We start from the raw sequence: 25,612 nt of genomic DNA, 5'->3' as shown, positions 1-25,612 counted from the left end.
AAGCGGCTGCGCCTCCTCCTCCGGATAGCGCAGCCGCTTCTGTATTGTTATGCTGTTCAGACTGACTTGTGCATTCTGTGCATTAATAGACGGACAATTCCCATAAAGAGTAGCCATATTGTGTACCGCGCTGCGTCCCGTTCACTTTCACGTACCGCGCACTGACCGGGGTGAAGCTGATATCGTCGATGTCTCCATCCCCGGCTGTCGCAGTATAAGCTGTTGTCCAGTTCGAGCCGTCTGCTGACGTCTCAATGGTGTAGGCTTTGGCGTACGCCCCCTCCCAGTTCAGCAGGACGCGGCTGACCGTCTGGGCAGAGCCGAGATCCACCTGAATCCACTGCGGATCACTGAAGGCCGATTCCCAGCGGGTGCCAAGATCTCCGTCCACAGCACCGGCAGCGGGCTGCTTCGGATTCTCCGAAGCGGTCACCGCCTTGTTCAGCGCAAGGTTCACAGTTGGCGTTGTGCCGCCGGTAATCACCTGCTGCACAAAAGCATCATTGTATCCCTCAGCAGTGACTGTAATCGTGTAAGTCTTCGCCGTAGGGAACAGCGCGGTGTTCAGTGTGATTGTACCGGCTGCCACGGTATAATTCGCTGCCGCCGCTGTAACACCATCCACCTTCACCGCAGTGATGGCATTTCTCCAGACCGCATTGTCCGTGAACGTTAGCTCAATCGGCTGGCCGGCGGTGTTCCCGGTGGTATCGGCTGTCAGGGCAGGCGGAGCGGTTGGCGTCACGGCCCCGCCGCTGCCGTACACTTCCAGTTCCCATAAGGAATAGCCGTATGGCGTGCCGCGCTCTGTGCCGTTTACCTTCACATACCGCGCGCTGACCGGAGGGAAGCTGATATCATCGGCAGCCCCGTCCCCGGTTGTCGTCATATACACCGTGGTCCAGTTTGTACCGTCTGCCGAGGTTTCGATCGTATAGGCTTTGGCATATGCCCCCTCCCAGTCCAGCAGCACGCGGCCAACCGTCTGGGCAGAGCCAAGATCCACCTGAATCCACTGCGGATCACTGAAGTCCGATTCCCAGCGGGTGCCCGCATTGCCGTCCACAGCGCCGGCAGCGGGCTGCTTCGGATTCTCGGAAGCGCTAACCGCCTTGTTCAGCGCCAGGTTCCCCGTCGGTGTCGGTGTTGTGCTTCCGGTAATCACCTGCTGCACCGAAGTATCGGTATATCCGTCTGCTGTTACTGTAACCGTGTAGGTTTTCGCCGTGGGGAACAGCGCGGTGTTCAGCGTGATTTTACCGGCTTCTACAGTATAATTCGCTGGCGTTGCTGTCACTCCATCCACCTTCAACGCAGTGATTACATTTCTCCAGGCCGCATTGTCCGTGAACGTCAGCTCAATCGGCTGGCCGGCTGCGTTCTGAGTGGTATCGGCTGTCAGGGCAGGCGGAGTAAGCAGCGTATCCGTGGTGACCTTCGTCGGGTCCACCTTCACCAGCTTCTTGGCTTCGACTACAGCCGAGCCTGTCACTCCTCCGCTGTTGCGGAACGTAACGGTTATGGCCGCATTCGTCGGATTCCAGACCAGCGCGCGGTAGGCGGAACCTTTTTTATACACCGTTGCACTGTAGCCGTTCTCCGCCCAAATGTCCTTGGTGCGTGATCCAAGCGTAGCCATATTGTGCACGAACCAGTACGTGTTGTACAATTCGTTCTGCTGCGGCAGTGCCGGATTCCATTTATTCAGCACCGCCTGCGGATCACTCAGTGCCTGAATCGGCCAGACAATATGGTACCAGTCCGGTTCCGGCCCGCCGTTATCGGCCACGAAGCCGCTGTATAATCCACCCGCCTTAGCCGGTTCGAACCCGTAGCTGGTTAAATATTCTGCTGTAGGCAGCCAGTGAATGCCGTAGACATACACCGGATTTCCGTTGAAAAAGGTGCCGAAGAAATTCGAGCTTCCGTAAATCTGACCCACCGTTTTATGCGTATAGCCCGGCAGCCAGTTATCCTGATCGTAGTTGAACCAGTACTGCTGTACTGCTCTAAGCTCCGTCGTGAAGCCCATAATCGACGCATCGCGGAAGGCTGTGTTGCCGGTCAGGGTGCTCCACATATATTGGCCGACCCAGCCGAACAGTGACTCTCCGGCCGCTTCCTGATTATTGCCGCTGTCATTGTCGGCGTAACCGCCGGCCCAGGAATGGCCTTCATACGGGTCGAAGTTGCGGAAGTACGGATACTTGGGGTCCGTCTTCGACGGATTGGCATAATCCCGGATCAGCTCATCGACCATCCCGCTGAATTTGTTCCTGAAGTCGGTATCATAGGTGGCGAGCACGGCCGATGCAAAAACATAATAGCCATACGTGAAATGATGGTCCGTGATGCCGGAGTTCGCACCGAACTCACTGTTTTTATAGATCAGTGTTCCCCAGTCGGAGTTATAGTCGAAATAATAATCGGTTTCCCCCGAGGTGTACGTATACCAGTCTGTAAGCACCGTCTTCATCCGGGAGAGGAACAGATTCTTGTAGCTCTCATTGCCGATCTGATCGGCGATCAGCACACCCATGGCCAGCGGATGCAGCTTCTTGCCCTGCCAGTACGCATCGGCCTGCATCAGATTGGTGGCGGTGTCTGTATCCAGCAGCGCCAGGTAATTCAGCAGATCCTGACGGGAATAGGTAGAATCTCCCGGCTCGGTGAACTGCGGCACAATGCCGTGGAATTTATCCGTAGTGGCGAACGAATTGCCCTCTGTCACCTTCATCGTTCCACGGATGGACGGGAAGGAGACTGTGGTCAGCGGCGTTGTGGTCACCTTCCACTGGTGGGGAAGCTGGGCCATCAGCGTGGTATTCGGGAAGCCTGAACGCTTGAGTTCTGTTACCACATTGAAGGTAGTTGTGACATCTGAGGTTGTCTCGTTGAAGGTATAGGCCACCTTCGTGTCCGTCACGAAGGCATAGCCGTGCTGGTAAAAATAATTCAGATTGGATGGTGCCGGAAGAGCCGACAGGGACAGGTAATTCTGGCCTCCTCCCAGCTGAATTTTGAGCTTGGCGCCTACACGCTTGAAGGTTGTACCTGCCGGAGCATACAGCCCATAGTGTCTGGTTACCATTTCAGGCGTTGGCGCCCCGTTGGAATTGGTGACCGCAATGCCGATATGGTCTGCAGTCACGGTGTCGCCGTCAGCAGCCAGGATCGTAGTATTGCTGTCATTAAAGAAGCGGGCCCCGGCCGGCAGATAGACCTCAGGACTGGACGGATCGCTGAACTGCGAATAGAGGTAAGGCGAGCCTTTGACGAACGTTGTCTTCAGCTTCTCCGCAGCGCCATCGCTTAACACCGCAGTCGCCGACCAGTCGCCGTAACCGGTAATCCGGTTCGACATCCCCGAAGTATTAATGTTGCCGGCCATCAGGAACAGGTCCGGGCTTCCCGCCGCTTCCTGTGCCTTGCCGTCGGCGCTTAAGTAGCCTGCACCCGGATTCAGAATGCTCAGGCCCTGCTTGGTATATTTCGATTTGAGCGGAAGCGTGATAATGCCGTTGCCGAGCTGATTGATCATGATCGACTGCCACCAGTCATTGGAAGGCAACGGCGCAGTCAGTGCGTCCGATTTATACAGCGGATATTTAGGCTGGGGAACCGAGAGGTCATTCGCCGCATGACTGCCTTGGCCTACGGGTACTGTGGTCAGCGCCGGCAAAGCCGGAATGTTATAGACCGGCTTCGGATCGCCGGCCACATAATCATAGGCCTGGAATTCAAAGATTGAGTACCCGAAGGAGGTGGCTCTGCTGATGCCCTTCATCCGCAGATAGCGGCCGCTGGCATAGACCGGCAGATTAAGTGTGCCGCCGTCGCCGTGAAGCTCGCGGTATACCGTAGTCCATGTGCTTCCGTCATTGGAAACCTGAATATCATAGATCCGGCCGGCAGCGGCCTCCCAGTTAATGACCACCCGGCCCAGCGTACGTACGCTGCCAAGATCAACGCTCAGCCATTCATTATCGGTCGCGTTGGAAGACCAGCGTGTGTTCAGGTTGCCGTCCACCGCCAGTGCCGGCAGGGTTGAGCCGGGAGGGAGATAGTCGGCCACCTGATAGGATGAAGCCGTCGCAGGCTTGTTCAAGGCCACATTCGGCCCCAGAACGACCGGAGGAGGATTCACGCCGCCGGTGCCGTAAACCTCGAACTCATAGAGGGAAATGCCATATTGCGTCAGGTTCCGCTCCGTGGCGAATACCCGGACGTAACGGCCGGTGCCGCTGAGCGTGAGCTCATCCACGCCACCATCTCCTGTAGTTGTGGAGTAGGCATCACTCCAGTTCAATTCGTCAGCGGATACCTGGATTTTGTAAGCTTTGGCGTAAGCCCCTTCCCAGCGGAGCACAACGCGGTCTACGGTTGCGGTTGCTCCGAGATCCACATAAATCCAGTTCGGGTCCGTCCCCCATGAGCTGCTCCACCGGGAGCCCATATTGCCGTCCACCGCCAGATCAGGGGTATTATTACCCTCCGTGCCCGAGGCATACGCCGGCCGGTCTATGGAGAGCAGATAAGAGTCCGCGGCATATGCCCGTCCGGGCGGAAGAACCTGCACGAGACTCAGCAGCATGACGATGCTTAGAATAAGAGCGGTCCCGCTGATTCCCCTCTTGCGTCTTACAGATTTTGAATATACCATTCCCTTTATCCTCCTCTTTACGATTGGATTGCAGCTCTTCAGCCTGTAAACCTGACTTTTTCCGGAGTCCATTTCCCGGAGTCTGCATCAGCCCCTTTAGCCTGGTTCTGGAAGTCCATACCTTTCACACAAGCGCTTTCATAGATTCATAATAAGCGTACCCTTTACCGAAACCGGTTGCAATTGTTAAAAGCGACGATTTATGCAAAATATAAAGATTTATCTAGTTGTGCAGCGGCAGATTACGAAACTTCACCCCATTTGCTCATTGTGTTCGGTTGTCCGCATATAGGCTCCGTTAGCCTACCTTCAAGGGGATGTAGCGGGATTTCTGACGATACCATCCATTCCTGATCACACCCAAAGAAGCCGGCCCACATGGGGCCGGCTTCTGTTCCGTTATCGTTCACATCTATTTCAGATTGACGGCTCCTCGTCCTTCAGCGCCTCCAGAATCTGACCGGCCAGCTTCTCGCCGATGGAGAGCACCTTGAAATCCTCGATGGAGGCTTCCTTGATCTTCTTAAGCGACCCGAAATGCTTCAGCAGCAGCTTCCGGCGCTTATCCCCAATGCCCGGAATCGAATCCAGCTTCGAGGTAACCATCGATTTGCCGCGCTGCTCCCGGTGGAACGTAATGGCGAACCGGTGAACCTCATCCTGGATACGCTGCAGCAGGTAGAACTCCTGGCTGTCTCGCGCGAGCGAGACCGGCTCGGCAGAGTCGCCGACCAGCAGCTGGGCGGTTCTGTGCTTGTCATCCTTGACCAGACCGCAGACCGGAATGAATAATCCCAGCTCATTCTGCAGAATATCGATCGCCGAAGAGATCTGGCCCTTGCCTCCATCGACTACGATCAGATCCGGCTGCGGCAGATTCTCCTTCAGCACCCGTTCATAACGCCGCCGGATCACCTCGCGCATCGTCTCATAATCATCCGGCCCCTGTACGGTGCGGACCTTATACTTACGGTACTCTTTGCGGGCGGGCTTGCCATCGATGAAGACCACCATGGCCGAGACCGGATTGGCCCCTTGGATATTCGAGTTATCGAACGCTTCGATCCGGTTCAGCGAGTCCAGCCCCAGGCTCTGCCCCAGACTGCTGGCCGCCCCGGAGGTGCGCTCCTCGTCCCGCTCGATCAGGCGGAACTTCTCATTCAGCGCAACCCGGCTGTTCTGGCAGGCCATGCCGATCATCTGCTTCTTCAGCCCGCGCTGCGGCACCAGCACCTTGATGCCCAGCCATTCCTGCAGGGCGGCTGCGCCTCCGGCCGCATCCACGGTTCCTTCGGCTGCCCCCTCCTGCTCCTCCTGCCCCTGCACAGCTTCATCAGCCGCTGCCGGAGCACCCGCAAGACCCTCACCTGCGATTCCCGCCTCACCGGTCTGCGCACTGGCCTCCGACTCATCCTCTGCGCCCAAGGCCGCCATCAGCGCCTGACCGCTCGGCATTCCTCCGGCCGGAAGCACACTGCTTCCCTGGCCGGGAGCGCTGCCTGCTTCCGGCGGAAGCATTCCGGCGCTGGCCATATCCGGCAGCAGGATTTCCTGCGGCAGCGCGGGATTGTCGCTGTAATACTGCGTCACGTAAGACATGAAATCACTGTACGCCTCCCCGTAGAACGGAAAAGCAGACGAGTGGCGCTGAATCATTTTCCCCTGCCGCATGTACAGGATCTGCACACACATCCAGCCCTTGTCCACCGCATAACCGAAGACGTCACGGTCCTTGGTGTCAGCCGTATTGATCTTCTGCTTCTCCATGACGGCGTCGATGTGCTGAATCTGGTCGCGCAGCTCCTTGGCCCGCTCGAAATACAGCTCCTCGGCCGCCTCCTGCATCTTCTTCTGCAGATCCTTCTTCACCGCATCATGTCCGCCCCCGAGGAAGGATGAGATATTCTGGATAATCTCCTCATAGGCCGACTTCGGCACTTCCTTCTCGCACGGAGCCAGGCATTGGCCCATGTGGTAGTACAGGCAGACCTCCTTCGGCATCACCCCGCATTTGCGCAGCGGATACATCCGGTCGAGCAGCTTCTTGGTCTGCTGGGCGGCGTAGCTATTGGGATACGGGCCGAAATATTTAGCTTTATCTTTCAGCACCCGGCGGGTAACCTCCAGGCGCGGATGGGCTTCGTTCGTGATTTTCAGATAAGGAAAGGTCTTGTCATCCTTCAGCAGCACGTTGTAGCGCGGCATATGCTTCTTGATCAGATTGCACTCCAGAATGAGTGCTTCCATATTACTCGATGTCACGATATATTCGAAATCAACAATATTGGCGACCAGCCGCTGCGTCTTCCCGTTATGGCTGCCGGTAAAGTAGGAGCGCACGCGGTTCTTCAGCACCTTGGCCTTGCCGACATAGATGATCGTACCCTCTTGATTCTTCATCAGATAGCAGCCGGGCAGATCAGGCAGCAGCGCAAGCTTGTTGCGGATATTATCCATATAATCCATAAGTTCTCCCCCACCTGTTACTACACGGTTATAAGGTAAGTTTAGAATAGAATGTACTACACATTCAAGCCTTAATATAGAACATCCGTTTCTATAGGACAGACAAAGCGCCTTCGGTAATCCGAAGGCGCTTTGTCTGAAGGGCCACATGGCCCTGGTTACAGCAGGTTATAATCCATTATTGATGCTTAGCTACGATATTCTTAAGGGAATCCTTGGAGTTCAGTCCTACGACTTTGTCCACAGGCTGGCCGTCTTTGAAGAAGATCAGAGTAGGAATACTCATTACTCCAAAACGGGAAGCTGTCTCAGGATTCTCATCCACATTCAATTTAGCGATCTTCACATCGTCACCCAGCTCGGTGGACAATTCCTCGAGAATGGGGGCAAGCATTTTGCAAGGGCCGCACCAAGGTGCCCAGAAATCTACTACTACAGTACCTTGACCTTCCACTTCATTCACGAAGGATTGGTCAGACACGTTCACGATAGCCATGATATTGTTCCTCCTTAGATAAGTTTTGTGAGCTTAAGCTGTACGAAATAACTTCCGCTTCTATAGCCTGAGCCAAGTCCGCAGAATTTACTCCGAGATCATAGCGGGATAAAATGCTTCATGTAATATGATAACCAGATTATCATTTACCGACACATCCACAGTATAACATAAATACAATGCATTTGTTATATATTTCGAGAAATTATATTGTATAAAATTAATTTGTAATATCCAACTTCATCGTCCAGGAGGTTCCAGAAATTCCGTGAAACTGAAATCCGAGTCTGTCATATAACCGGACGGCCGCCTGATTCTCCGGATCAACGCTGAGAGAAAGGGCGGTGTACCCCTCGGATACAGCTTGTCCAATAATGGCCTGAATGATCATACTCCTGCGGTTCCATAGGTCTTATATGTATCATAAAATCACCCTTCTGGCAGCAGATATGGAATGAACGCCGATCTTATCTTTACATCTTCCCTGCATCTTCGTATACTTGAAGAAAGCGCATTAATTGTCAATGACTTCTCTCACATGTATAACTGTAACCCACTTTATGCAGTCATGCAACAGCAAGGAGGAAGAAGCGAATGGACGTCAATGTCAACGCACAGGTCCGTGACCCGCGGGAGCATATCAATGAGGAGCCCCGCAACGATCTTGGTGATCTTATGGCCGGTTTCTTCGGAATGACCGGCTTCATGACCGTGGTCTTCTTCGGAATGGTAATCATCAAGTATTTATCCGAATAGCTGCTCAGATGCAGTGTCCGGTATTCTTCGCCCAGGTCAGGGCGGGATGCCGGATTTTTTTGCGTTCATTTTGTGTTCTATCAAGAGCCGTTAATAATAACATAAATTTATAATTTAATAAAAAGAAAACACATTTTTGTTTCACAGGAGCCGTGTTACTCTGTATGCGAAAGCGCTCTTACACCCTATTTTGAGGAGGAAAGAAGAATGAAAAAGCTTGTCAGCCTTGCTGTCGCAGGCTTGTTGGCATCGGCGCTATATTCCCCGGTATCGTTCGCCGACAACCCTGTTGTGCAGACCATCTACACGGCAGACCCGGCCCCGCTTGTATACAATGATACGGTCTACCTGTACACCGGACATGACGAAGACAACTCGACCTACTATACGATGAATGATTGGAGGGTCTACTCTTCCAAGGACATGGCGAACTGGACAGATCACGGGTCACCGCTATCCTATAAGGCGTTCAGTTGGTCTAGCGGAGAAGCTTGGGCCAGCCAGGTGATTGAGCGCAACGGCAAATTCTACTTTTATGTCACGGCAAAAAGCACTTCGCTCGGTCGGCCCGCCATCGGCGTCGCCGTTTCGAACAGCCCGACCGGCCCATTCGTGGACGCCATCGGCAAACCGCTCGTCTCCAGCAGCTGGGGCGACATTGATCCGACGGTTTATGTGGACAGTGACGGCCAAGCTTATCTCTACTGGGGGAACCCGACACTGAAATATGTGAAGCTGAACCCGGATATGATCTCCTACAACCAGAGCACAGGTATTGTGCAGGTGCCTATGACCACAGACAGCTTCGGTGTGCGAAACGGCAATGCTGACAGACAGACCCTCTACGAAGAAGGACCCTGGTTCTACAAACGCGGCAGCTTATACTACATGGTCTACGCCGCAAGCGGCATTCCTGAGAATATCGCTTATTCCACCAGCTCTTCGCCGACCGGACCGTGGAAGTACAGAGGGATCATTATGCCCACCCAAGGCGGCAGCTTTACGAATCATCCCGGCATTATCGATTTCAAAGGGCGCTCCTATTTCTTTTATCATAATGGCGCCTTGCCTGGAGGGGGCGGCTTCACCCGGTCAGTGGGGGTAGAGCAATTCACCTACAACGCGGACGGAAGCTTCCCGGTCATCAATATGACAACCGCCGGACCGCAGCCCATCGCCACCCTTAACCCCTATATCAGAACACAAGCCGAGACCAGCGCATGGGCAGCCGGGGTAGAGACCGAGACCACCTCAGACACGGAAGGGGGAATGAATGTCGGCTTCATAGATCACGGCGATTATCTCAAAATCAAAAATGTGAACTTCGGCGCCGGAGCTTCCGGCTTCGAGGCCCGGGTAGCGTCAGCAGGCAGCGGCGGTAATATCGAACTGAGGCTGGACAGTCCAACTGGAGCACTGGTCGGTACCTGTGCGGTACAGAATACCGGGGGCTGGCAGAGCTGGGTGACCAAGACATGCACGGTCAACGGAGCAAGCGGGACTCATGACCTCTACCTGAAATTCACAGGCGGCAGCGGGTACTTGTTCAATATTAATTGGTGGAAATTCAGCGCCAGCTGAATCTAAGTATAGCAAAAAGGGGACCCCGCCCAGATGCTGGCGGGGTCCCCTTTTTTATATTAATAAAAACTCAGCCTCTGGCCTTGCCCCGCTGGTTCTCCCCATGCAGCGGAATCACGTCTACGAACGGGGCAATCCGGTCCATCAGCCTCTGGCCCTTGTAGACCTCTTCCCCGTCCTTGCTGGTGATGCTGAGGTGCTTCTCCAGCCCGTCGAGCGGATAATTCGAGGTGTAGAAGGTCGGCTTGCGGTTCATCCGGTAGTTCAGGATTGCTCCGAGCACATGGTCACGCGCCCAGGGATTGAGATTCTCGGCTCCGATGTCATCGAAGATGAGCAGATCACAGTTCTTCATCGTGTCGACCATTTCCTTCAGCTTCTGGTTGTCCATCATGATCAGCTTCAGTTCCTCGATAAAATCCGGCATGTAGACAATCACGCCGCTGTAGCCAGAGATAGCCAGCTCATGGAGCAGATAGCACATCAGGAAGGTTTTGCCGGTCCCAAAGCTGCCCTGCAGATAAATCCCCCGCGAAGTCAGGCCCCCTGCCCGCACAGCTCCTATATAGTCAAATATCTTATTCACGGCTGAGGCCCGCCGGGGGTCCTTGCCCATAATATCCATCTCATCATATCCGCCGTTCAGTACCCGCTCATCCACATAGAAGCTGCGAATCCGTTTGCGGACATTATCCTGATTATCCTGCGCAATCTTCAGCTTGCACGGCGTTTTGCGTTCATACAGATCCGTTACACCGTTCACCGTCTCCACCGACAGCTTGCTGTAATGCCCCTGGAAATCATTCGGGCAATTCGCCAGGCCGGGGCAGTTCTTACAATGCCGGTCCTCCTCGACATACTGGTACAGACGGCTCAAGTGCAGCCGCAGCCGGGACTCGTCCAGCTCGGGATGCTCAGCCTGAAGCTCCTTGACGAGGGGATGGTTCAGCAGGGTCTGCTCCAGGTCACGGGAGCGCTGGCGCAGAGCAGGGTTGTTCATCGAACGCAGCACTTCGCCCATAGACTCCATCGCTGCACCTCACTTTCTTCAGGGCGTTCTCAGAACGCCTTTTTTCTTGCTGGCCTTGATCTCGGCCGCTTTCTTCATCATCGCCGCGAATTCCTCTTCCGATACGGTTCCGGCGCTGCCGTCATCAAGCACAATCGGAATCTCCTGTTTGCCGGAACGGCCGCCGCTCTTCGTATACGAACGCTGGCGGGTTCCCGCTGTGCCTGTGCCGGAGGAGGCGGAAGCCGCCCCCTTGCCCTTCACCTTCGACTGGTCGCGGATATAGCGCACAGCCTTCTCATAAGTATTCACCTGCTTCACCAGCATATTGGAGGCAATCGCCTCCACGAAGTTGCGGTTCATCCGCTGATCGCCGCCGGAAGCCACCATCGTCATCAGATAATGGATCAGCACATTGATCACTTCGCCGCTGAGCTTATAGTTCAGATCAATCTTCTCGAAGATATCCATCAGCTGGCCCGGAACCGCCCCCGGGAAGAACGTCTGCAATAGCCGTGTATAAGGCTCGTTGCGCAGCATCATATTATATTGGTGAATGTCGCATTTGGACAGAAATTGCGGAGGCACTTCTACATAGAACTCCATTTCGACAGCCTGCTCCACCGGCACTGCCGAGGGATCACTCTCTTCCTCAGCGGCGGAACGCAGCGACACCACCTTGGCGGCGGCAATCTCTCTTTTCTCCTGGCGTTTCATATCCTGACGGAAATGCTGGCTTGCCTTGTACTGCAGCGTATCCAGAATCACCTCTCCATCCGGCGTGAAGACATCATCCTCATCCAGCAGGCGGCATACATCCTGCGGGCCAAGCTCGTATTTGCGGGCCACATAATTAATGACGCCCATCTGATTATGATCAAAACGCAGCTTCTCGACATGCGCACGGTTCACCGATTCACGCGGGAAGCGCAGGATAATATCGCTGTAGGCTATATTCGAATCAGCCTCTTGGGTGGTGCCGGGCTGACGCACGGAGGCTACCTCGGCCAGGGCCTGCTCCAGCTCATAGTCGATCACATGGGTATTCAGCTCAAAAATATCATAAAAGGGCAGTGAAATATTCTCTTTTCCTATCGACCGCCCGCTCCATTCCTCGGGTTCCCGGTGCCAGAACTGCTCACGCAGCGACAGCACAGCGAACTTGCCGATCTTATCCCGGAGCAGCAGCGTCAGATGCTGGGTTGCAAAAAAATCAGCCGGCGACAGCGGCGGCATTAGCTCGTACTCGTACATATAATCATCGTTCTCCGCGGCATACAGCCGGCAGGTCTGCAGCAGTCCCACCGCTTCCAGCCGGGAAGCCTGGTCTACCATATATTTACGGCCCTTCTCGTTAGGTTCAACGCCCAGAGTCATAAAGAGCCTGCGCTGCTGCTCCACCCCGGAATAACCGATAGATTCAGCCGGAATATGCTCGAACAGCAATCTGTACAGGCTGATGGCGAACGCGCCTACCATTGGCTGATAGACAGAGCCCAGCATACGGCCGTCCAGATGGCTTAGACCGAATTCGCGGGAAACGCAGTACCGATGATGTTCAGTAAAATGATGCAGGTTGCTCATACGCATCTGCGGATACCTCCCCCTCTTCTATACGATAAACGAATTCATATAGATTTCTATTCTATCACAAAACACCCGGCCGGAAATGTAAAATAAAGATGAATCCTTGGCTCTTCTGGCGAAAAAAGCAAGAAAAAAACGGCTTCTCATCGTTAGGAGATTAGCCGTTTCTTGTTGTACCGCCCTTCAGGCAACGCTTAGAACATCTTGTATCCGCCCAGCCGCAGCTTCTGAATGGTCCAGCCGCTCAGCACCGCTCCGGCAAGACCAGCGATCCCGGTAAGATAATCCACAATGTGGAAGGTAGAGAGGTGCTCCCATAAGGACATCGCGCTCCGGTCCCAGATAGAGTAGACCACCACCGGAAGAATGACAATGACGAACAGATAGGCAGGGAACCAGGTAGTCTTCATCAGCATGTTAAGAATGAAGCCAATGCCGAACATCATCACAAAGAATAAAACGGCCAGAACAAACACCGGAATAAATCCCATCGTACCGCCATCCCCTCTCTCTATAAAGAACCGCACACCCAAGCTTATATAATAGTAAGTTTACTAGAAAAAATGTAGCGAAGCAATGAACATTATCGCGCTAAATAACGGAATAAGCGTGAATGGGGGCCCCGGCGTTTGCTCTCTGCCGCCCGCTGCGCTACAATGCAAATAGCACCCGACCTATGTTCATACATAATTAAGGTATGCGGACAAAGAAGATTTTACGCGAGGATATTCCACCGATAACCTATAAGGAGTGAACAACTTGAACGAAGCCGCTTTGACACTGGAAGGCTGGTATGCGCTGCATGACTTCCGCTTGCTGAACTGGACAGCCTGGACGGCAGCCGATGACGAGGAACGGGCAGTGGCCCTGGAGGAGCTGCATGCCTTCATGCAGGAGTGGGGACCTGTCGAGGAAGCGAAGGAGGGCAGCACTGCTGTCTATTCCATCGTGGGCCAGAAGGCTGATTTCGTGATGATGTTTCTGAGAGAGAGTCTGGAGGCGCTGAATGCGCTGGAGACCGCTTTTAACAAAATCGCCTTTGCCCAATATACTACGAAGGCTTATTCCTATGTAAGCATCGTTGAGCTCAGCAACTACGCCGCAGGAGGAAGTGCCGGTGACGGCAGCGATCCGATGCTGAACCCGCATGTCGCTGCCCGGCTGAAGCCTGTACTGCCGCAAATGAAGCATATCTGCTTCTACCCGATGAACAAGAAGCGTGAGCTTGCCGACAACTGGTACATGCTGGATATGGAGAAACGCCGGGAGCTGATGTATTCGCACGGCCTGATCGGACGCAGCTATGCCGGCAAGGTGAAGCAGATCATCACCGGCTCCGTCGGCTTTGATGACTGGGAGTGGGGCGTAACTCTGTTCGCCGAGGATGCCCTGCAGTTCAAGAAGCTCGTCTACGAGATGCGCTTCGATGAAGTCAGCGCCCGCTACGGCGAGTTCGGCCCCTTCTATGTCGGCAACCTGCTGAACGAAGAATCGTTCGAGGAGATGCTGAAGCTGTAACAACTGGGTAAACTAACAACAATTAAGGGAAGGCCCGTACAAGGGGCCTTCCCTTAATTTGGATTCTTCATAGGTGCAAGAAGCATAATAATGATATACTAATTTGGTAATAGAATAGGCTTAAAGGGTCGGTCGGCTACCTCTCTATGAAGGGAGGGATGCCTTGTGACAGTGTTTGAAGCAATGATGCTTATGCTAACCTTTGGTTTGCTTATCGTAGCGCTACTGTCCAATCAACGCAAATAGACCGCCCCCCTCTAGCAAAGGTATGCGGTCTATTTGTCGTATCCTGTTTGTCCGAGGCCTACCGCCCTTAAAAGCGGCTATTGCACCCGAGAGCCGTGTTACAAGCACGGCTCTCTTTGCATTGTACGTCTTTTCTACCTCCACTATACCACAAGTGGATTTAATAAATAAATATCTACAGCTTAAAATCACTTAGACCGAAGGTTCCTTATCGTCCTCTTCGTCTTCGTCCTCATCCCCGTCACGCAGACTCTCCAGATATTCAGCCGTCGCCCGGTCACGCGCGCGGCCCTTATCCTTCAGGCGTTCGATGGCCGGGAGAATGAGAATGTCGATTTCCTTCTGGATATTGTAGGCCAGATCATACCGCGTCTGATCCTCCAGATAAGAGCCTACCTCAATCAGAGCATTATAGCGGTCGAGCTCCTCGCGCGTCAGCAGTCCGCGTACTTGCACGCTGCAGTGGCGCATCTTAGAGGAATCTTCCTTTTTTGAGCACGAGCGGGATGCCGCCGATGATGAGCAGGTAGCGCATATCGACAACCTTCTTCAGCTGCGCTGCCTTCCAGCCTTTGTAGGTCTTCTCGCCGACTACGGCAATTCCCTGGCCCTTACCAAGTGAAGCTACGGTCCCCTTGTTGCTGAAGGCGAATTTCTTCGGCTGCTGGCTGCGGATGGCCGCTACTAGATTATGCGCGCAGCATTCTCCCTGCTGCATTGCAATCTGTGCCGTCGGCGGGTAAGGACGCCCTTCCGGATTAATCATTAGGGAGCCGTCACCTATGATGAAGATGTTCTCATGTCCCGGAGCCCGCAGATATTCGTCTACCTTCACCCGTCCGCGCATCGCTTCGAAGCCGGCAGCCTCGATCAGACGGTTCCCGCGGATACCGCCGGTCCATACAATTGTGGAGGCCTTGATCTCTTCACCCGTGGCCAGAATCACGCCGCCAGGCAGGCATTCCTTGATCGCTACGCCCATCTTGAAGGTTACACCCTTCTTGGTGAGCACGGTCATGGCATGCTCAACCAGCTCAGGCGCGAACCCCGGCAGAGCCGTAGGCGCAGCTTCTATATTATAGATGTTGACCATGCTTGGATCGACATCAAATTCTTTGCATAGCGCAGGAATCCGGTCAGCCAGCTCCGCTACAAATTCAATCCCGCTGAAGCCCGCGCCGCCAATGACGAAGTTGATATGCTCCTGTGCATTATTCTCATTCTTGTATTTGGCGAACTGGTACTGGATATGCTCCCGGATCAGCCGCACAGAGTTGATGCTGCGGATGGTCAGTGCATATTTGTCGAGTCCCGGAATCCCGAACGTTTCAGGCTCACCGCCAAGGGCAATCACGAGGTAATCATACGAGAGCGTTCCATCCTCCAGAATAACCTTCTTCTGCTGGGTGCGAATCTCCTGCACCGAGGACTTGACGAGATCAATCTTGAACTCATCGATTAATTTGGAGATAGACACGCGTGTATGCTCGATGCTGTCCGTGCCCGCTGCAGGCATATGCAGATGCGTCGTGAAATAGTGATATTCATGGCGGTTAACCAGGGTTACATCGGCCTCATTATAATTCAAAGCTTTCTGCAGCCGCTGGGCGGTCAAAATCCCTCCATATCCCGCGCCTAGAATAACGATTTTGGGAATACTGCTCATGTTCCGGCTCCTTCCAACAGGTGAATCTGTCTATGTGTTATTTTTTGTTAAAAAATCAGGTTTCTTTTGTGAATTTATACACTTAAATTCAGAAGAATTTCCAATAAAACTTAAAGGATTTCTAAAATAACCATATCCATTGTAAACCTTAGTATCGTTTTAATCAAATATAATCATACAACAAAATGTCACATTTTTCTTTGAAATCAAAGCCTTTGCAAGGCAGGTGAGACTGTGTTTATAATGAATAGGTACGCTTGTATGGCAAATTGAAACTATCAACTCGGAGGTGTAATATTACGTGACACTAGAGCAAACCGTTCCTATGAGCGATCTGCTGATTATAGGCGGAGGACCAGCCGGTATGTTTGCCGCTTTTTATGGCGGTATGCGCCAGGCTTCAGTAACACTTATTGAGAGTATGCCCCAACTTGGAGGGCAGCTTGCTGCTCTGTATCCTGAGAAATATATTTACGATGTCGCCGGCTTCCCCAAAATTACTGCACAGGAGCTGGTGGACAACCTGTCCCGGCAGATGGAGCTGTTCCAGTCCGATATCCGTCTGGAGGAGAAGGTCGTATCGGTTGTGAAGCAGGGTGAGCGCCATTTCACCGTCACCACCGACAAGGCTGAATATCACAGCAAAGCCATTATCATCACGGGAGGCGTAGGCGCATTTGAGCCGCGGCGTCTGGAGGTACCGGATGCACAGCGCTTCGAGAAAGCCAACCTGCATTATTTCGTAAATGATCTGAATGCTTATAAGGATAAAAAGGTGCTGATCAGCGGCGGCGGCGATTCCGCTGTGGACTGGGCGCTGATGCTGGAGCCGATCGCTGAACAGGTAACCCTGATTCACCGCCGCGATAAATTCCGTGCGCATGAGCATAGTGTAGAGAATCTGATGGCCTCTAAGGTAAATGTGATTACGCCGTCCGAGATCACTGCGCTTCACGGTGAAGAATTCATTACCAAGGTCACCTTGTCCCATATCAAGACCAAGGAAACTCAGGAAATCGAAGTAGACAGCGTTATTGTCAATTTCGGCTTTGTCTCCTCTCTGGGCCCGATTGCCGAGTGGGGAATCGACATTGAGGGCAACTCCGTTGTAGTTGACTCCCGCATGGAGACCAGCATTCCGGGAATCTTCGCCGCTGGCGATATCACGACCTATCCGGGCAAGCTGAAGCTGATCGCTGTCGGATTCGGAGAAGCGCCGACAGCAGTCAATAACGCCAAGGTGTATATCGATCCGGATGCGAAGCTGTCTCCGGGACACAGCAGTAATCTTAAGCTCTAGGTTGTCTATAACCTTATAGCCATAATAAAAGGGTATCCTTTCAGGTTGATTCCACCTCAACTTGAAAAGATACCCTATTCCTTGATGCTTGCGGTTTAATGAAGTCCACTGCTGCAGGATGTGCTCTGATCTTTAATGCAGAACCGCATGGGCTGGAGAGTGTAAGTTCCGTTTGCGAATTTCAGCGAGAAGCAGGGCGATGAAATCATGCTCCAAATGCAGCTCTATCGCTCTGTGATAAGAGTCAAGCAGCATCTCATCCGACAATTCAACCATAACGTTCACCTACCTTTCCTTTATTTGGATCTGAATCTATCATAGCAAACTATCATTTTTCGAACAAGCGTTCTCATTATCCACAAGCTGCTGTGGAAATCCTGTGTATAATATGTGAGTAAGGGTTATAATGTCAGCAATTGCGCAGTGGACTATGGGGATAACAGTTATACACAGGGCTGAAACCTGACATCTCCACACAAAAACTTTTTTAGAATGTTCATAATTGGCTGGGATATTTCTTGTTGTATTACCTCTGAATCTAAACAACTAAACGCAATATTAGCCTATTACTGTATTTATCGTCAAATATAAAAATTTTATTAATCATTTTGGTCTTGTATTTACTTCCAGAATCCAAATCTTCCCCCGATGATCTACAGCATAGTCGAAGCCCAGTTCACCGATCCCCGGAAAATGCCGCTCCAGCAGCTCGGTACAGACTAAAGTCAGCCTGCGCATCTCCGCCTTTTTGGCTGAGGTCCCCACTCTTGGCAATGATCTTCGCAGTCCCTGGCGGCAGCTGAGCATCGTACCTCCTTTGCAGAGATTCGTAACGAACAATCCCGGCCGGGCTACTCTCCCTACCATAGATCGGAACTCCCAGTGCTCGCCGTTCTTCACCACCTTGACCCGGTAATCAATCGGACGCCCGGAGATCCGTGCAAGGGAGATACCCTGTTGGATCAGATATCTCCGTTTCACCTTGAATCTATCCAGTGCCTGGCGCATGGAAGTGAAGTCTCCATAGATACGTGTGCTCTTCATATACGTGAAGCCGTACCCCCTCTGATCCCGGAACACCTTGATAACACCATATCCTCCTCCGCCTACAACCGGCTTGATGACAACGTTGCCGTATCTTCCAAGCATCGCGGACAATCCGGCAGCACTATATTCCCGCGTTCTCGGAATGTAACCGGCAACCCGTGAATCGCTAAGCAGCGCCGCCGTCTTCAGCAGCTTGCTTGCCAGTTCTCTCCCCGCCATTATTTGCCCTCTCCTTTCGCATTCCCAGCCTACCCTATAGATTACTCACGAAAGGCCGTGCCCTCCTGTATGATTGTCCGTGGTATAGCAGTCCACAGCAAAAAAGGGCATATGGCTGCGGGGCCTTATGTCCCTGATTCATTTGACTGGAAAATCATTAAAATTCGTTGTATTATTGCCTGAAAGGGAGGGTTTCCTAATGGCAGAGTTTTTTGAAATCCTGTATTGGTTTGCAATGATCGGCATGTCTGTTGTACTGGCAGGAACGACTATACTGGTCTGTGCGCTTGGCTTCAAATTCATCAAAGACCGGCGCAGAGTGCTCGGTGCCGGCTGCATCGCCTTTTCCCTGGGGGCCTCCGCCCTGATCGTATTCATGATTAACCTGAAATTCATTATCCCCGCCTGAAGCTTGCTCCCGGCAGCAGTGGCCCAGGATGCGGATTGTGCGTTCCCCTGCCGTCATTGCTGCCTTCGGGCGGAACTCTTAAGCGTCCATTCTTACATGAATCATAGATTCGCTCCGTTACCTTATTCTATGAAAACTGCGTCAGGCCGGCCTGTGCGGACAGACTGCTTCATTCGCTGAGCAGGTTCCGGCCTATTCCCCACTTTTTTGCTCCCTACCCCTCCTGTAAGACACTCCAATCTTTGAAATTTCCGTTCAGACAACAACTTTTTCACTTTATATCCGTAATATGTATGTGCAATAATTTGGAATACCCAATATTTTGAAAAAGGAGATTCTATTGTGTCGAAACCTGTGTACGGAAAACAAGCGGCTACTGTCCAAGCTACGGACAAGCTTTCAGGGGCAGCTTGGATGATTTGCGCTGCGTTCCTGCTGTTTTTTGGCTGGGCCGCTTTTCAGAACGGATTGTTCAACGGAATGACGGCGGATTTCGAGAAGCCCATTTATGTTGCCGCATTAGTAAGTTGTCTGATTCTGCTGGCTGCTGCCGTCCTCTATTTCAGAACCTTCAAGTTGGAGGGACAACGTGATCTGCTCACCCTAGCGGCTCTCCTTCTTCCCTTAACCTATGCCCTGTCGCTATTCGGCGCAGCTTCCCGGTACTCGGCGATGAACATGCTGTTCACCCAGTTCACCTATGCTGCAGTCTTCATCATCAGCATCCTTCTGCTCCGGCAAAGGCGGCTGAATTCAGCCGTCCAGCATGGCGTGCTTGCCCTCGCCTACCTGATTGTAGGCTTCGGACTGCTCAACTGGCTCGGAAGCTGGAAGCTGGCCGGCAGCCTGGTGGGCTGGTTCTCGAAGACCTTATTCAACGGAAGGTATGACGCTGCGGTAATGACCGACTCGAACGGGCTCCGCCTGACCTCCATTTTCCAGTATGCCAATACATATGCAGCCTTCCTGATGGCCTTTCTGTTCGTGGCCGTCTTCGCGCTGATCCGCTCCCGCAAATGGGCCGGACAGCTGTTGCACGGCTTCATGCTGGTGCCAATTATCGTCTCGCTGCTGCTTACCTTATCCCGTGGCGGACTCGTGCTGCTGCCGGTAGTATTCATCCTCCTGCTGCTCTTCCTGAAGCCTGTGCAGCAGATTCTGTGGATTGTCCATCTTGCGATTGCCGGCCTATTCTCTCTGCTGATTACCAGCCCGGTCACACGGCTGGGCCTGGAGCTGAATACGGAGTTCACCTCATCCGCCGCCCTTAAAGGCTGGGGCTATCTGCTGGGAGCATCTGCCTGTGCAGGCGTGCTCTGTCAGGTGGTTCAGCGTTACCTGGCACCTTATCTGAGCCGCAAGCTTGACAGACTGGAATCACGCCGCATGAGCGGATTGTGGATTCCAGCCGTCTCTGTGGCTGGCGTTGCGATCATCGCCTTCCTGTTCATCGGCACCAGCGCGCGTAATATTCTCCCGGCGAATATCGGAACACGGCTGGAGAATATCAACTTCAGGCAGCACAGTGTCCTGGAACGGTTTACCTTTTACGGGGATGCCATGAAGGTCGTCAAGGATTATCCGGTACTTGGCACTGGCGGAGGCGGCTGGGCCACACTCTATGAGCATTATCAGAACAACCCTTATCTGAGCCGCCAGGTGCATAACTTTTTTCTGCAATATCTGATTGAAGTAGGCATTGTCGGCTTTCTGGTGTTCATGGGCTTCATTCTATTCATCTTCTACAAGTTCAGCAGAGGATACCTGAAACGGGAGACCGACGACTATAGCAACGGATTCTTCTATCTCATTATCGCCTTGTCCATTCTCGTTCACAGCCTGCTGGATTTCAACCTCAGTTATGCGTTCATGGGTATGCTTGTCTTCCTCTCTCTGGGGGGAATGGCTGTGGCCATGGAGAGCAAGCCGCTCCGCTTTACGTGGAACAAGCTGTGGATCAGAGCGGGCTATTTCACAGTACTCGGAGTCGGCACGGGCTACCTGCTCTTCCTGTCTCTGGGGTACATCCGGTCAAGCTCTGAGGCTTATGCCGCCAAGAAGCTGATCCAAGTGAGCCAGTCCTATGAGGAGATCAAGGCTCCTTTGGTAAAAGCACTCAACATCCGCCCCTACCACCCGGAATCCGCTGTGTACTTGTCCTTGCTGGATCAGAAGGTGTATGAGCAGACCAAGAACGAGCAGTTCCTGGACGAGGCCTATGCGGTATTGACCCGTGCGCTGAAGGATGAGCCGTCCAACAAAGAGCTGCTGACCCAGCTCGCAGGCTACTATGACCTGAAAGGCGAGAGCGATGCCGCCTATCATGTCTATCTGGACAACGCAGACAAGTTTATGTGGGATATCAACTGGTATGCCCAGTTCATCAGCCGAGCCTCCCTCCTTGGACAGCAAGCTTACTCCAAGCAGGATGAAGCCGGGCAACAGACGTATTTCGCTTCCGCGCTCTCCGCGTACAGACATGTAACGGACGGCATTGCACATTTGAAAAGCCTACCTCCTGAGCAGCTTCAGGGCCGTGAATTCTTCGTTACACCTACGATCGGCCTGAACATAGGGAGAGTACACTTCCTGTCGGGAGACAAGGATGCGGCGGCCGCTGCTGTGAAGCAGGGCTTCGTGAACGGATACGAGGATCTGACCGACAGCGAAAGCCTGTGGACGACCGCCTGGTACAGCGGAGTCATTGCCCGGTCGCAGGAGCTGGGAGCCGCAGCCCTGAAGCGGTCGCAGGAAGCGGCGGCCGAGGGCAAGCTGGAGATCAAGGACCAGGAGACGTTTAACAAGCAGCGGTATTTCAAAACGGGCTTGGACGCTTATACCTACGCCACCGCAGACCGGGATGCACAGCAGCAGGGAGTCACAGTGACACCGGAACTGCTGCTGAACACCGGGAAGATCCAGTACATGTCGCAGGACATGCAGGCCGCAGAAACCACACTGAAGCAAGGTCTCAGTGAAGATTACAGCAACCCTGTTAACCGGGAGGTTGCCCGCTGGTTGCTTGCTGTGCTGCAGCGGATGCAGAGCGCCCAGGATCAGGCGGTCTATCAGAAGCTGATCGCCGCTGATCCCGATGAAGCGGCGAGGATTAATGAAGTGGCGGGGATGCCGCTGTAACCGCCGCTTAAAGAACAGCAAAGAGCACCTGGCCGTTTAAGGCAGGTGCTTTTTGCTGTGTGCGGGGGCTGAGCCGCTTTTTCATGGCCATTGGCTACTGACAACCGTGCCTCCATGTACCCCTTATTTTTGCTGGATCTACTCTCTATTTCTTGTTCTAATTGTATTTCCTGCAATAGATACCGCTGAAATCCACCCAAAAAGACATTCTATTGTACTTCATGCAGCAGAATCTCAGCAAATAGGCATTTCCAACCCAACATCCAAAAATCAAATGTACGAAATACAGCAGAATGCAATTTAAGGTGAAATATATTGAAATCTGTTGTAGTAAATGCAATTGGAGCGAGAGGGCCACCTGACTTGCGGCCTAAAATCCTACAGCTTCAACCATTGAAACCTAAAACCCGGCACGCGGATGCAGCGCCTTATACTCATCCTCCAGAATCGAATATTGGTAAGAGTCCCTCCACTTCTCTTTATGGTACATATGTCCTCTCAGGTGCCCCTCGTAGATCATGCCGATCTTCTGCATCACCCGGGCTGAACCGATATTCTCCGGGCGGCAAGTGGCATAGATCCGGTGCAGCCCCAGCGTATGGAAACCCCATTCCAGCAGCACAGCAGCAGCCTCGCTCGCATAACCCTGCCCCCAGTACAGACGGTTGTAGCAGTAGCCGATCTCTCCCTGCCCCGTTCCGGTAATATGCAGGCCGCAGCCGCCGATTAGCAGCCCGGTCTCCTTCAGAACCACCGCGTACTCGAAGCCCTGGCGCGGCTCCTCCTGCTGCAATTCCAGCGTATGGCGGATATATTCGCGGGTATCCTCCAGTGAATTCGGCCCCCAGATTGAATGCGTCACTACTGCTGGATCGGACGCATATTCATGTACCTGCCCCATATCCTCCAAGGTGAATTCCCTGATGATCAGACGTTTGGTCTCAAATGCCATATCTCTGTGACCTCCTTACGCTCTCCTTATATTAGTGTAAAACTTTAACACAAACAGGACAGGCCCGCTACCGCTAATTGCGGCAAAGAGCCTGTCCCATATACTTGTCCTGCATTTATTCAAACACGTACTCGCCTTCACCAACAGTCAGCGTCTGTCCCTTGAGCTGAGGTGAATCCGTCCGGAACACAATCCGGCTGAGCCGGTTCTCTTCGCCTTGCACGAACTCAAACGTCTGATCTCCTGCCTTAAGGCTGTAGCTGCCGTCCAAACCATCCGCAGGCCCGCTCACCGGGAGGCCGAACAGCTCACTCCAATGGCTGGCGACAGCGGCAGGCTCGGAGACACGGAAAACAGCATCCGCCATGTCCACCTTCCCGGCAGGATGGGGCTGGTTGATTCCGGCTGCGTTCAGGCTGTCCAGCCGCTCCTCATCTAATTGAATCCACTGAATAATGAACGGATAGACCAATCCCTGGAAGTCGCCGTCAATGGTCATCATCCGCCACTCAATTAACCTGCCCAGATTGTCCAGACGGCGGCCGTCAATGATGGGCGACAAGGCTAATCCCGCAGCCTTCAAATTACCCTCTACTGCCTCAATATCATCTGTGCGCAGCACCACTCTGCTTAATACTTCATGCTCCGGCAGAACAGTAACGGCATCCCGCACAACCACATTATGCTTGGTCGCACGCGCCAGCTCCAGGTTCTCAATCCCGAGGAACTCCAGGTAGGTGAGCCCAAAATAGCTCAAGGCGTTATACGTTCCCCAATCCTTATGCGATCCGCCCCGGAAGGCCGTCAGGCCATGCTCCGCGAAGAGCTTCACCGGCTGGTCCAGATCGTTGACGTAGTGCACGAGGTGATCCCATTTGAGCAGGCTCATTACTTCTTCACTCCCAGCTCTGTCGTCCGCTTCACAGCCGCCAATACACTCCGCTGCAATCCGGCCGCGAAGTCACTATTATTCAGCTCGTACAGCCCGTGCATCCCAACCCCGCCAGGGGAGTTGTTGATGTCCAGCAGTTGTCTCGGGTGAAGGCCAGTCTGCTGCAGCATCGCTACCGCTCCCAGCATATTCTCCAGCGCCACCTTCCAGGCTTGCTCCCGCGGCAGTCCGGCGAGGACTCCGGCATCCGTGAACGACTCAATGAAATAATAGATGTAGTTCGGTCCGGCAACCCCGAAGCCGGTGAAGATATCAATGTAAGACTCGTCCAGAACCTGCACCTTGCCGAAGCCCAGCAGGAATGCTTCTACCTGCTCCAGAGTAGCGGCTGCATTCAGAGCTACACCGCTGTAGCCGTAACCGGTATCGGTCAGGGTATTCGGAATAACGCGGACAATCGGACGTTCGGCTCCGAAATAATCTCCCAGCTGGGCAATCGTCACCCCGGCCACAATCGATACAATGACCGCAGACGGTGCAGCATACTCGCGAACCTGTGCTCCAAGTGCAGCCAGATCATCCTGCGGCCGGACAGCAATCACGATCAGCTCTGCGCCGGAGAGCGCCTCTTCCTGCGCGCTCTCCGTGTCTGCGTTATATTTAGCTTTTAGAAGCCCAAGTCTGCCCTCATTAATATCTGACACACTGATCTGTCCGGCAGCCAGTGTGCCGCCTGCCAGGCAGGCCCGGATGATTGCTTCCGCCATCTGCCCGCCGCCAATGAAATGAATCTTGCCTTTTGACACTTCCATTCACTCCCTGATTAGATTAGTTATTAGCCCAAGCCTCCGGCAGAATGAATCCGGCGTATTTCTCTTGTCCCAGGATGTATTCCTCGAACTCCTTGGATTCATACGCAGCCTTCAGATCCTTGGCCCACTGGGAATCTTGATCCTTCTTATTCACCGATACGATGATTCTGTGCTGCATAGGCGTATTCTCAATCTTCAGCGCATCAGTAATCTTGCGGTCGGGAGCATTAGCGATATAATTCCCGTTCACCACACCATAGTCAACATCCTGCAGCGAGACCAGAATCTGCGCCGGGTCCAGCACCTTCAGGTCAATCTTGAACTTGTCCGGCTCCACGCTGTTCACATTGAAGTCCGCTACCCCGGCGCCCTCTTTGATCTTGACCCAACCCAGCTCCTCCAGAATCCGCAGCGCGCGCTCCTGATTAACCGGGTCGTTCGGAATCGCGACGGTAGTGCCGTCCTTCACATCGTCAAGCGTCGTGTGATTAACCGAGTACAGCCCCTGCGGAGCGCCTGGAACATAGGCAATCCCCACCATATCGGCACCAATTTCCTTATTGATCGCATCCATGTAGGCGGTACTCTGGAAGATGCTCGCGTCAATTGAGCCTTCCTTCATCGCCGGGTTGACCTGCATATTCTGCGAGAAGGTTTTGATATCTACAGTATACCCTTTTCCTTCCAGGATCGGGAGAATGGATTGCCGGAACTGCTCCTCATACGTACCTACGCCGAATCCGACTGTGATTTCCTTCTTGTCCCCGGAGCTTGCCGCTTCCTTATTATTTCCGCAAGCTGCCAACACCGCCATCGAACTAATCAGTAGAACCGCCAGTAATTTTTTCATCACTC

The 25,612-nt window shown here is 53.2% G+C and carries 22 protein-coding genes; 7 read left to right on the top strand and 15 right to left on the bottom strand.

The annotated features are described in order from the left end of the window. Positions 1–82 precede the first annotated feature (82 nt). The 4 genes from MKX42_RS07125 to MKX42_RS07110 form a co-directional block, all read right to left on the bottom strand. Complete coding sequence (locus MKX42_RS07125; RefSeq protein ID WP_340751898.1) at positions 83–4,663, bottom strand: galactose-binding domain-containing protein; 4,581 nt, start codon at positions 4,661–4,663, stop codon at positions 83–85. A gap of 417 nt (positions 4,664–5,080) precedes the next feature. Then, entirely contained in the window at positions 5,081–7,129 is a 2,049-nt protein-coding gene (gene uvrC / locus MKX42_RS07120; RefSeq protein WP_340751897.1) for an excinuclease ABC subunit UvrC, read from the bottom strand. A gap of 178 nt (positions 7,130–7,307) precedes the next feature. Further along, positions 7,308–7,625, bottom strand: coding sequence for a thioredoxin (gene trxA, locus MKX42_RS07115; RefSeq protein ID WP_036701616.1), 318 nt, complete (start codon positions 7,623–7,625; stop codon positions 7,308–7,310). Between the two features lie 220 nt (positions 7,626–7,845). Next, positions 7,846–8,016, bottom strand: coding sequence for a GNAT family N-acetyltransferase (locus tag MKX42_RS07110; RefSeq protein WP_340751896.1), 171 nt, complete (start codon positions 8,014–8,016; stop codon positions 7,846–7,848). Between the two features lie 203 nt (positions 8,017–8,219). On the opposite strand from MKX42_RS07110, the gene MKX42_RS07105 reads away from it, so the two are divergent. Both MKX42_RS07105 and MKX42_RS07100 read left to right on the top strand, forming a co-directional pair. Further along, positions 8,220–8,381 carry a YqzM family protein gene (locus MKX42_RS07105; RefSeq protein WP_143803803.1) on the top strand — a complete coding sequence of 54 codons (162 nt, stop codon included), beginning with the start codon at positions 8,220–8,222 and terminating at the stop codon, positions 8,379–8,381. Between the two features lie 207 nt (positions 8,382–8,588). Further along, a complete protein-coding gene (locus tag MKX42_RS07100) occupies positions 8,589–9,962 on the top strand; it encodes a glycoside hydrolase family 43 protein (protein WP_340751895.1) in 1,374 nt (457 codons plus the stop codon). A 70-nt stretch (positions 9,963–10,032) separates the two neighbouring features. On the opposite strand, the gene dnaI is transcribed toward MKX42_RS07100, so the two are convergent. The 3 genes from dnaI to MKX42_RS07085 all read right to left on the bottom strand — a co-directional run bounded on the left by dnaI (position 10,033) and on the right by MKX42_RS07085 (position 13,049). After that, positions 10,033–10,992 carry a primosomal protein DnaI gene (dnaI, locus tag MKX42_RS07095; protein ID WP_340751894.1) on the bottom strand — a complete coding sequence of 320 codons (960 nt, stop codon included), beginning with the start codon at positions 10,990–10,992 and terminating at the stop codon, positions 10,033–10,035. An 18-nt stretch (positions 10,993–11,010) separates the two neighbouring features. After that, positions 11,011–12,561 (bottom strand): helicase DnaB, encoded by a 1,551-nt coding sequence (locus tag MKX42_RS07090; RefSeq protein WP_340751893.1) that lies wholly within the window; start codon positions 12,559–12,561, stop codon positions 11,011–11,013. Positions 12,562–12,752: 191 nt separating this feature from the next. Beyond that, positions 12,753–13,049, bottom strand: coding sequence for a YuiB family protein (locus MKX42_RS07085; protein ID WP_025707684.1), 297 nt, complete (start codon positions 13,047–13,049; stop codon positions 12,753–12,755). A gap of 268 nt (positions 13,050–13,317) precedes the next feature. Between MKX42_RS07085 and hemQ the strand changes: the two genes are divergently transcribed. Together hemQ and MKX42_RS33390 are read left to right on the top strand one after the other, a co-directional pair. Beyond that, positions 13,318–14,076 carry a hydrogen peroxide-dependent heme synthase gene (gene hemQ, locus MKX42_RS07080; protein ID WP_340751892.1) on the top strand — a complete coding sequence of 253 codons (759 nt, stop codon included), beginning with the start codon at positions 13,318–13,320 and terminating at the stop codon, positions 14,074–14,076. Positions 14,077–14,241: 165 nt separating this feature from the next. Beyond that, on the top strand, positions 14,242–14,322 hold the full coding sequence (locus MKX42_RS33390; RefSeq protein ID WP_445669364.1) for a putative holin-like toxin: 81 nt from the start codon (positions 14,242–14,244) through the stop codon (positions 14,320–14,322). Between the two features lie 192 nt (positions 14,323–14,514). Here MKX42_RS33390 and MKX42_RS07075 read toward each other — a convergent pair whose 3' ends face one another. Continuing rightward, positions 14,515–14,793, bottom strand: coding sequence for a hypothetical protein (locus MKX42_RS07075; RefSeq protein WP_076081643.1), 279 nt, complete (start codon positions 14,791–14,793; stop codon positions 14,515–14,517). A gap of 1 nt (position 14,794) precedes the next feature. Further along, positions 14,795–15,988, bottom strand: a complete 1,194-nt coding sequence (locus MKX42_RS07070; protein ID WP_036701637.1) for an NAD(P)/FAD-dependent oxidoreductase — start codon at positions 15,986–15,988, stop codon at positions 14,795–14,797. Positions 15,989–16,313: 325 nt separating this feature from the next. On the opposite strand from MKX42_RS07070, the gene MKX42_RS07065 reads away from it, so the two are divergent. After that, the gene (locus MKX42_RS07065) at positions 16,314–17,288 is read left to right on the top strand and encodes an NAD(P)/FAD-dependent oxidoreductase (RefSeq protein ID WP_340757631.1); all 975 of its coding nucleotides are present in this window, start codon (positions 16,314–16,316) and stop codon (positions 17,286–17,288) included. A gap of 132 nt (positions 17,289–17,420) precedes the next feature. Here the strand turns inward: MKX42_RS07065 and MKX42_RS07060 are convergent, their stop codons facing one another. Next, complete coding sequence (locus MKX42_RS07060; RefSeq protein ID WP_340751891.1) at positions 17,421–17,564, bottom strand: sporulation histidine kinase inhibitor Sda; 144 nt, start codon at positions 17,562–17,564, stop codon at positions 17,421–17,423. A gap of 327 nt (positions 17,565–17,891) precedes the next feature. Then, positions 17,892–18,554 carry a YheC/YheD family protein gene (locus MKX42_RS07055; RefSeq protein ID WP_340751890.1) on the bottom strand — a complete coding sequence of 221 codons (663 nt, stop codon included), beginning with the start codon at positions 18,552–18,554 and terminating at the stop codon, positions 17,892–17,894. A gap of 199 nt (positions 18,555–18,753) precedes the next feature. On the opposite strand from MKX42_RS07055, the gene MKX42_RS07050 reads away from it, so the two are divergent. Next, positions 18,754–18,963, top strand: a complete 210-nt coding sequence (locus MKX42_RS07050; RefSeq protein WP_036701644.1) for a hypothetical protein — start codon at positions 18,754–18,756, stop codon at positions 18,961–18,963. A gap of 342 nt (positions 18,964–19,305) precedes the next feature. Then, positions 19,306–22,101 (top strand): O-antigen ligase family protein, encoded by a 2,796-nt coding sequence (locus tag MKX42_RS07045; protein ID WP_340751889.1) that lies wholly within the window; start codon positions 19,306–19,308, stop codon positions 22,099–22,101. A gap of 400 nt (positions 22,102–22,501) precedes the next feature. On the opposite strand, the gene MKX42_RS07040 is transcribed toward MKX42_RS07045, so the two are convergent. The 4 genes from MKX42_RS07040 to MKX42_RS07025 form a co-directional block, all read right to left on the bottom strand. Then, on the bottom strand, positions 22,502–23,053 hold the full coding sequence (locus tag MKX42_RS07040) for a GNAT family N-acetyltransferase (RefSeq protein WP_340751888.1): 552 nt from the start codon (positions 23,051–23,053) through the stop codon (positions 22,502–22,504). A 115-nt stretch (positions 23,054–23,168) separates the two neighbouring features. Further along, positions 23,169–23,942, bottom strand: a complete 774-nt coding sequence (locus MKX42_RS07035; RefSeq protein ID WP_340751887.1) for a VOC family protein — start codon at positions 23,940–23,942, stop codon at positions 23,169–23,171. Then, positions 23,942–24,757 (bottom strand): pyrroline-5-carboxylate reductase family protein, encoded by an 816-nt coding sequence (locus tag MKX42_RS07030; RefSeq protein WP_340751886.1) that lies wholly within the window; start codon positions 24,755–24,757, stop codon positions 23,942–23,944. The genes MKX42_RS07035 and MKX42_RS07030 overlap by 1 nt, the downstream gene beginning before the upstream one ends. Positions 24,758–24,773: 16 nt before the next feature. Next, positions 24,774–25,607: a MetQ/NlpA family ABC transporter substrate-binding protein gene (locus MKX42_RS07025; RefSeq protein WP_340751885.1), complete on the bottom strand. Its 834-nt coding sequence runs from the start codon at positions 25,605–25,607 to the stop codon at positions 24,774–24,776. Positions 25,608–25,612: the final 5 nt, after the last annotated feature.

It is taken from the genome of Paenibacillus sp. FSL R7-0204, from assembly GCF_038002225.1.
In the GTDB taxonomy this organism is placed as follows: Bacteria; Bacillota; Bacilli; order Paenibacillales; family Paenibacillaceae; genus Paenibacillus_AQ.
Note: the sequence above shows the minus strand (reverse complement) of the source record. Positions and strands in the feature narration are given on the sequence as shown.

Coding starts and splice junctions, on each gene's coding strand:
- MKX42_RS07125 (WP_340751898.1), bottom strand. CDS start 4,663: ATGGTATATTCAAAATCTGTAAGACGCAAGAGGGGAATCAGCGGGACC.
- uvrC (WP_340751897.1), bottom strand. CDS start 7,129: ATGGATTATATGGATAATATCCGCAACAAGCTTGCGCTGCTGCCTGAT.
- trxA (WP_036701616.1), bottom strand. CDS start 7,625: ATGGCTATCGTGAACGTGTCTGACCAATCCTTCGTGAATGAAGTGGAA.
- MKX42_RS07110 (WP_340751896.1), bottom strand. CDS start 8,016: ATGATCATTCAGGCCATTATTGGACAAGCTGTATCCGAGGGGTACACC.
- MKX42_RS07105 (WP_143803803.1), top strand. CDS start 8,220: ATGGACGTCAATGTCAACGCACAGGTCCGTGACCCGCGGGAGCATATC.
- MKX42_RS07100 (WP_340751895.1), top strand. CDS start 8,589: ATGAAAAAGCTTGTCAGCCTTGCTGTCGCAGGCTTGTTGGCATCGGCG.
- dnaI (WP_340751894.1), bottom strand. CDS start 10,992: ATGGAGTCTATGGGCGAAGTGCTGCGTTCGATGAACAACCCTGCTCTG.
- MKX42_RS07090 (WP_340751893.1), bottom strand. CDS start 12,561: ATGCGTATGAGCAACCTGCATCATTTTACTGAACATCATCGGTACTGC.
- MKX42_RS07085 (WP_025707684.1), bottom strand. CDS start 13,049: ATGGGATTTATTCCGGTGTTTGTTCTGGCCGTTTTATTCTTTGTGATG.
- MKX42_RS07075 (WP_076081643.1), bottom strand. CDS start 14,793: ATGCGCCACTGCAGCGTGCAAGTACGCGGACTGCTGACGCGCGAGGAG.
- MKX42_RS07070 (WP_036701637.1), bottom strand. CDS start 15,988: ATGAGCAGTATTCCCAAAATCGTTATTCTAGGCGCGGGATATGGAGGG.
- MKX42_RS07065 (WP_340757631.1), top strand. CDS start 16,314: ATGAGCGATCTGCTGATTATAGGCGGAGGACCAGCCGGTATGTTTGCC.
- MKX42_RS07060 (WP_340751891.1), bottom strand. CDS start 17,564: ATGGTTGAATTGTCGGATGAGATGCTGCTTGACTCTTATCACAGAGCG.
- MKX42_RS07055 (WP_340751890.1), bottom strand. CDS start 18,554: ATGGCGGGGAGAGAACTGGCAAGCAAGCTGCTGAAGACGGCGGCGCTG.
- MKX42_RS07050 (WP_036701644.1), top strand. CDS start 18,754: ATGGCAGAGTTTTTTGAAATCCTGTATTGGTTTGCAATGATCGGCATG.
- MKX42_RS07040 (WP_340751888.1), bottom strand. CDS start 23,053: ATGGCATTTGAGACCAAACGTCTGATCATCAGGGAATTCACCTTGGAG.
- MKX42_RS07035 (WP_340751887.1), bottom strand. CDS start 23,942: ATGAGCCTGCTCAAATGGGATCACCTCGTGCACTACGTCAACGATCTG.
- MKX42_RS07030 (WP_340751886.1), bottom strand. CDS start 24,757: ATGGAAGTGTCAAAAGGCAAGATTCATTTCATTGGCGGCGGGCAGATG.
- MKX42_RS07025 (WP_340751885.1), bottom strand. CDS start 25,607: ATGAAAAAATTACTGGCGGTTCTACTGATTAGTTCGATGGCGGTGTTG.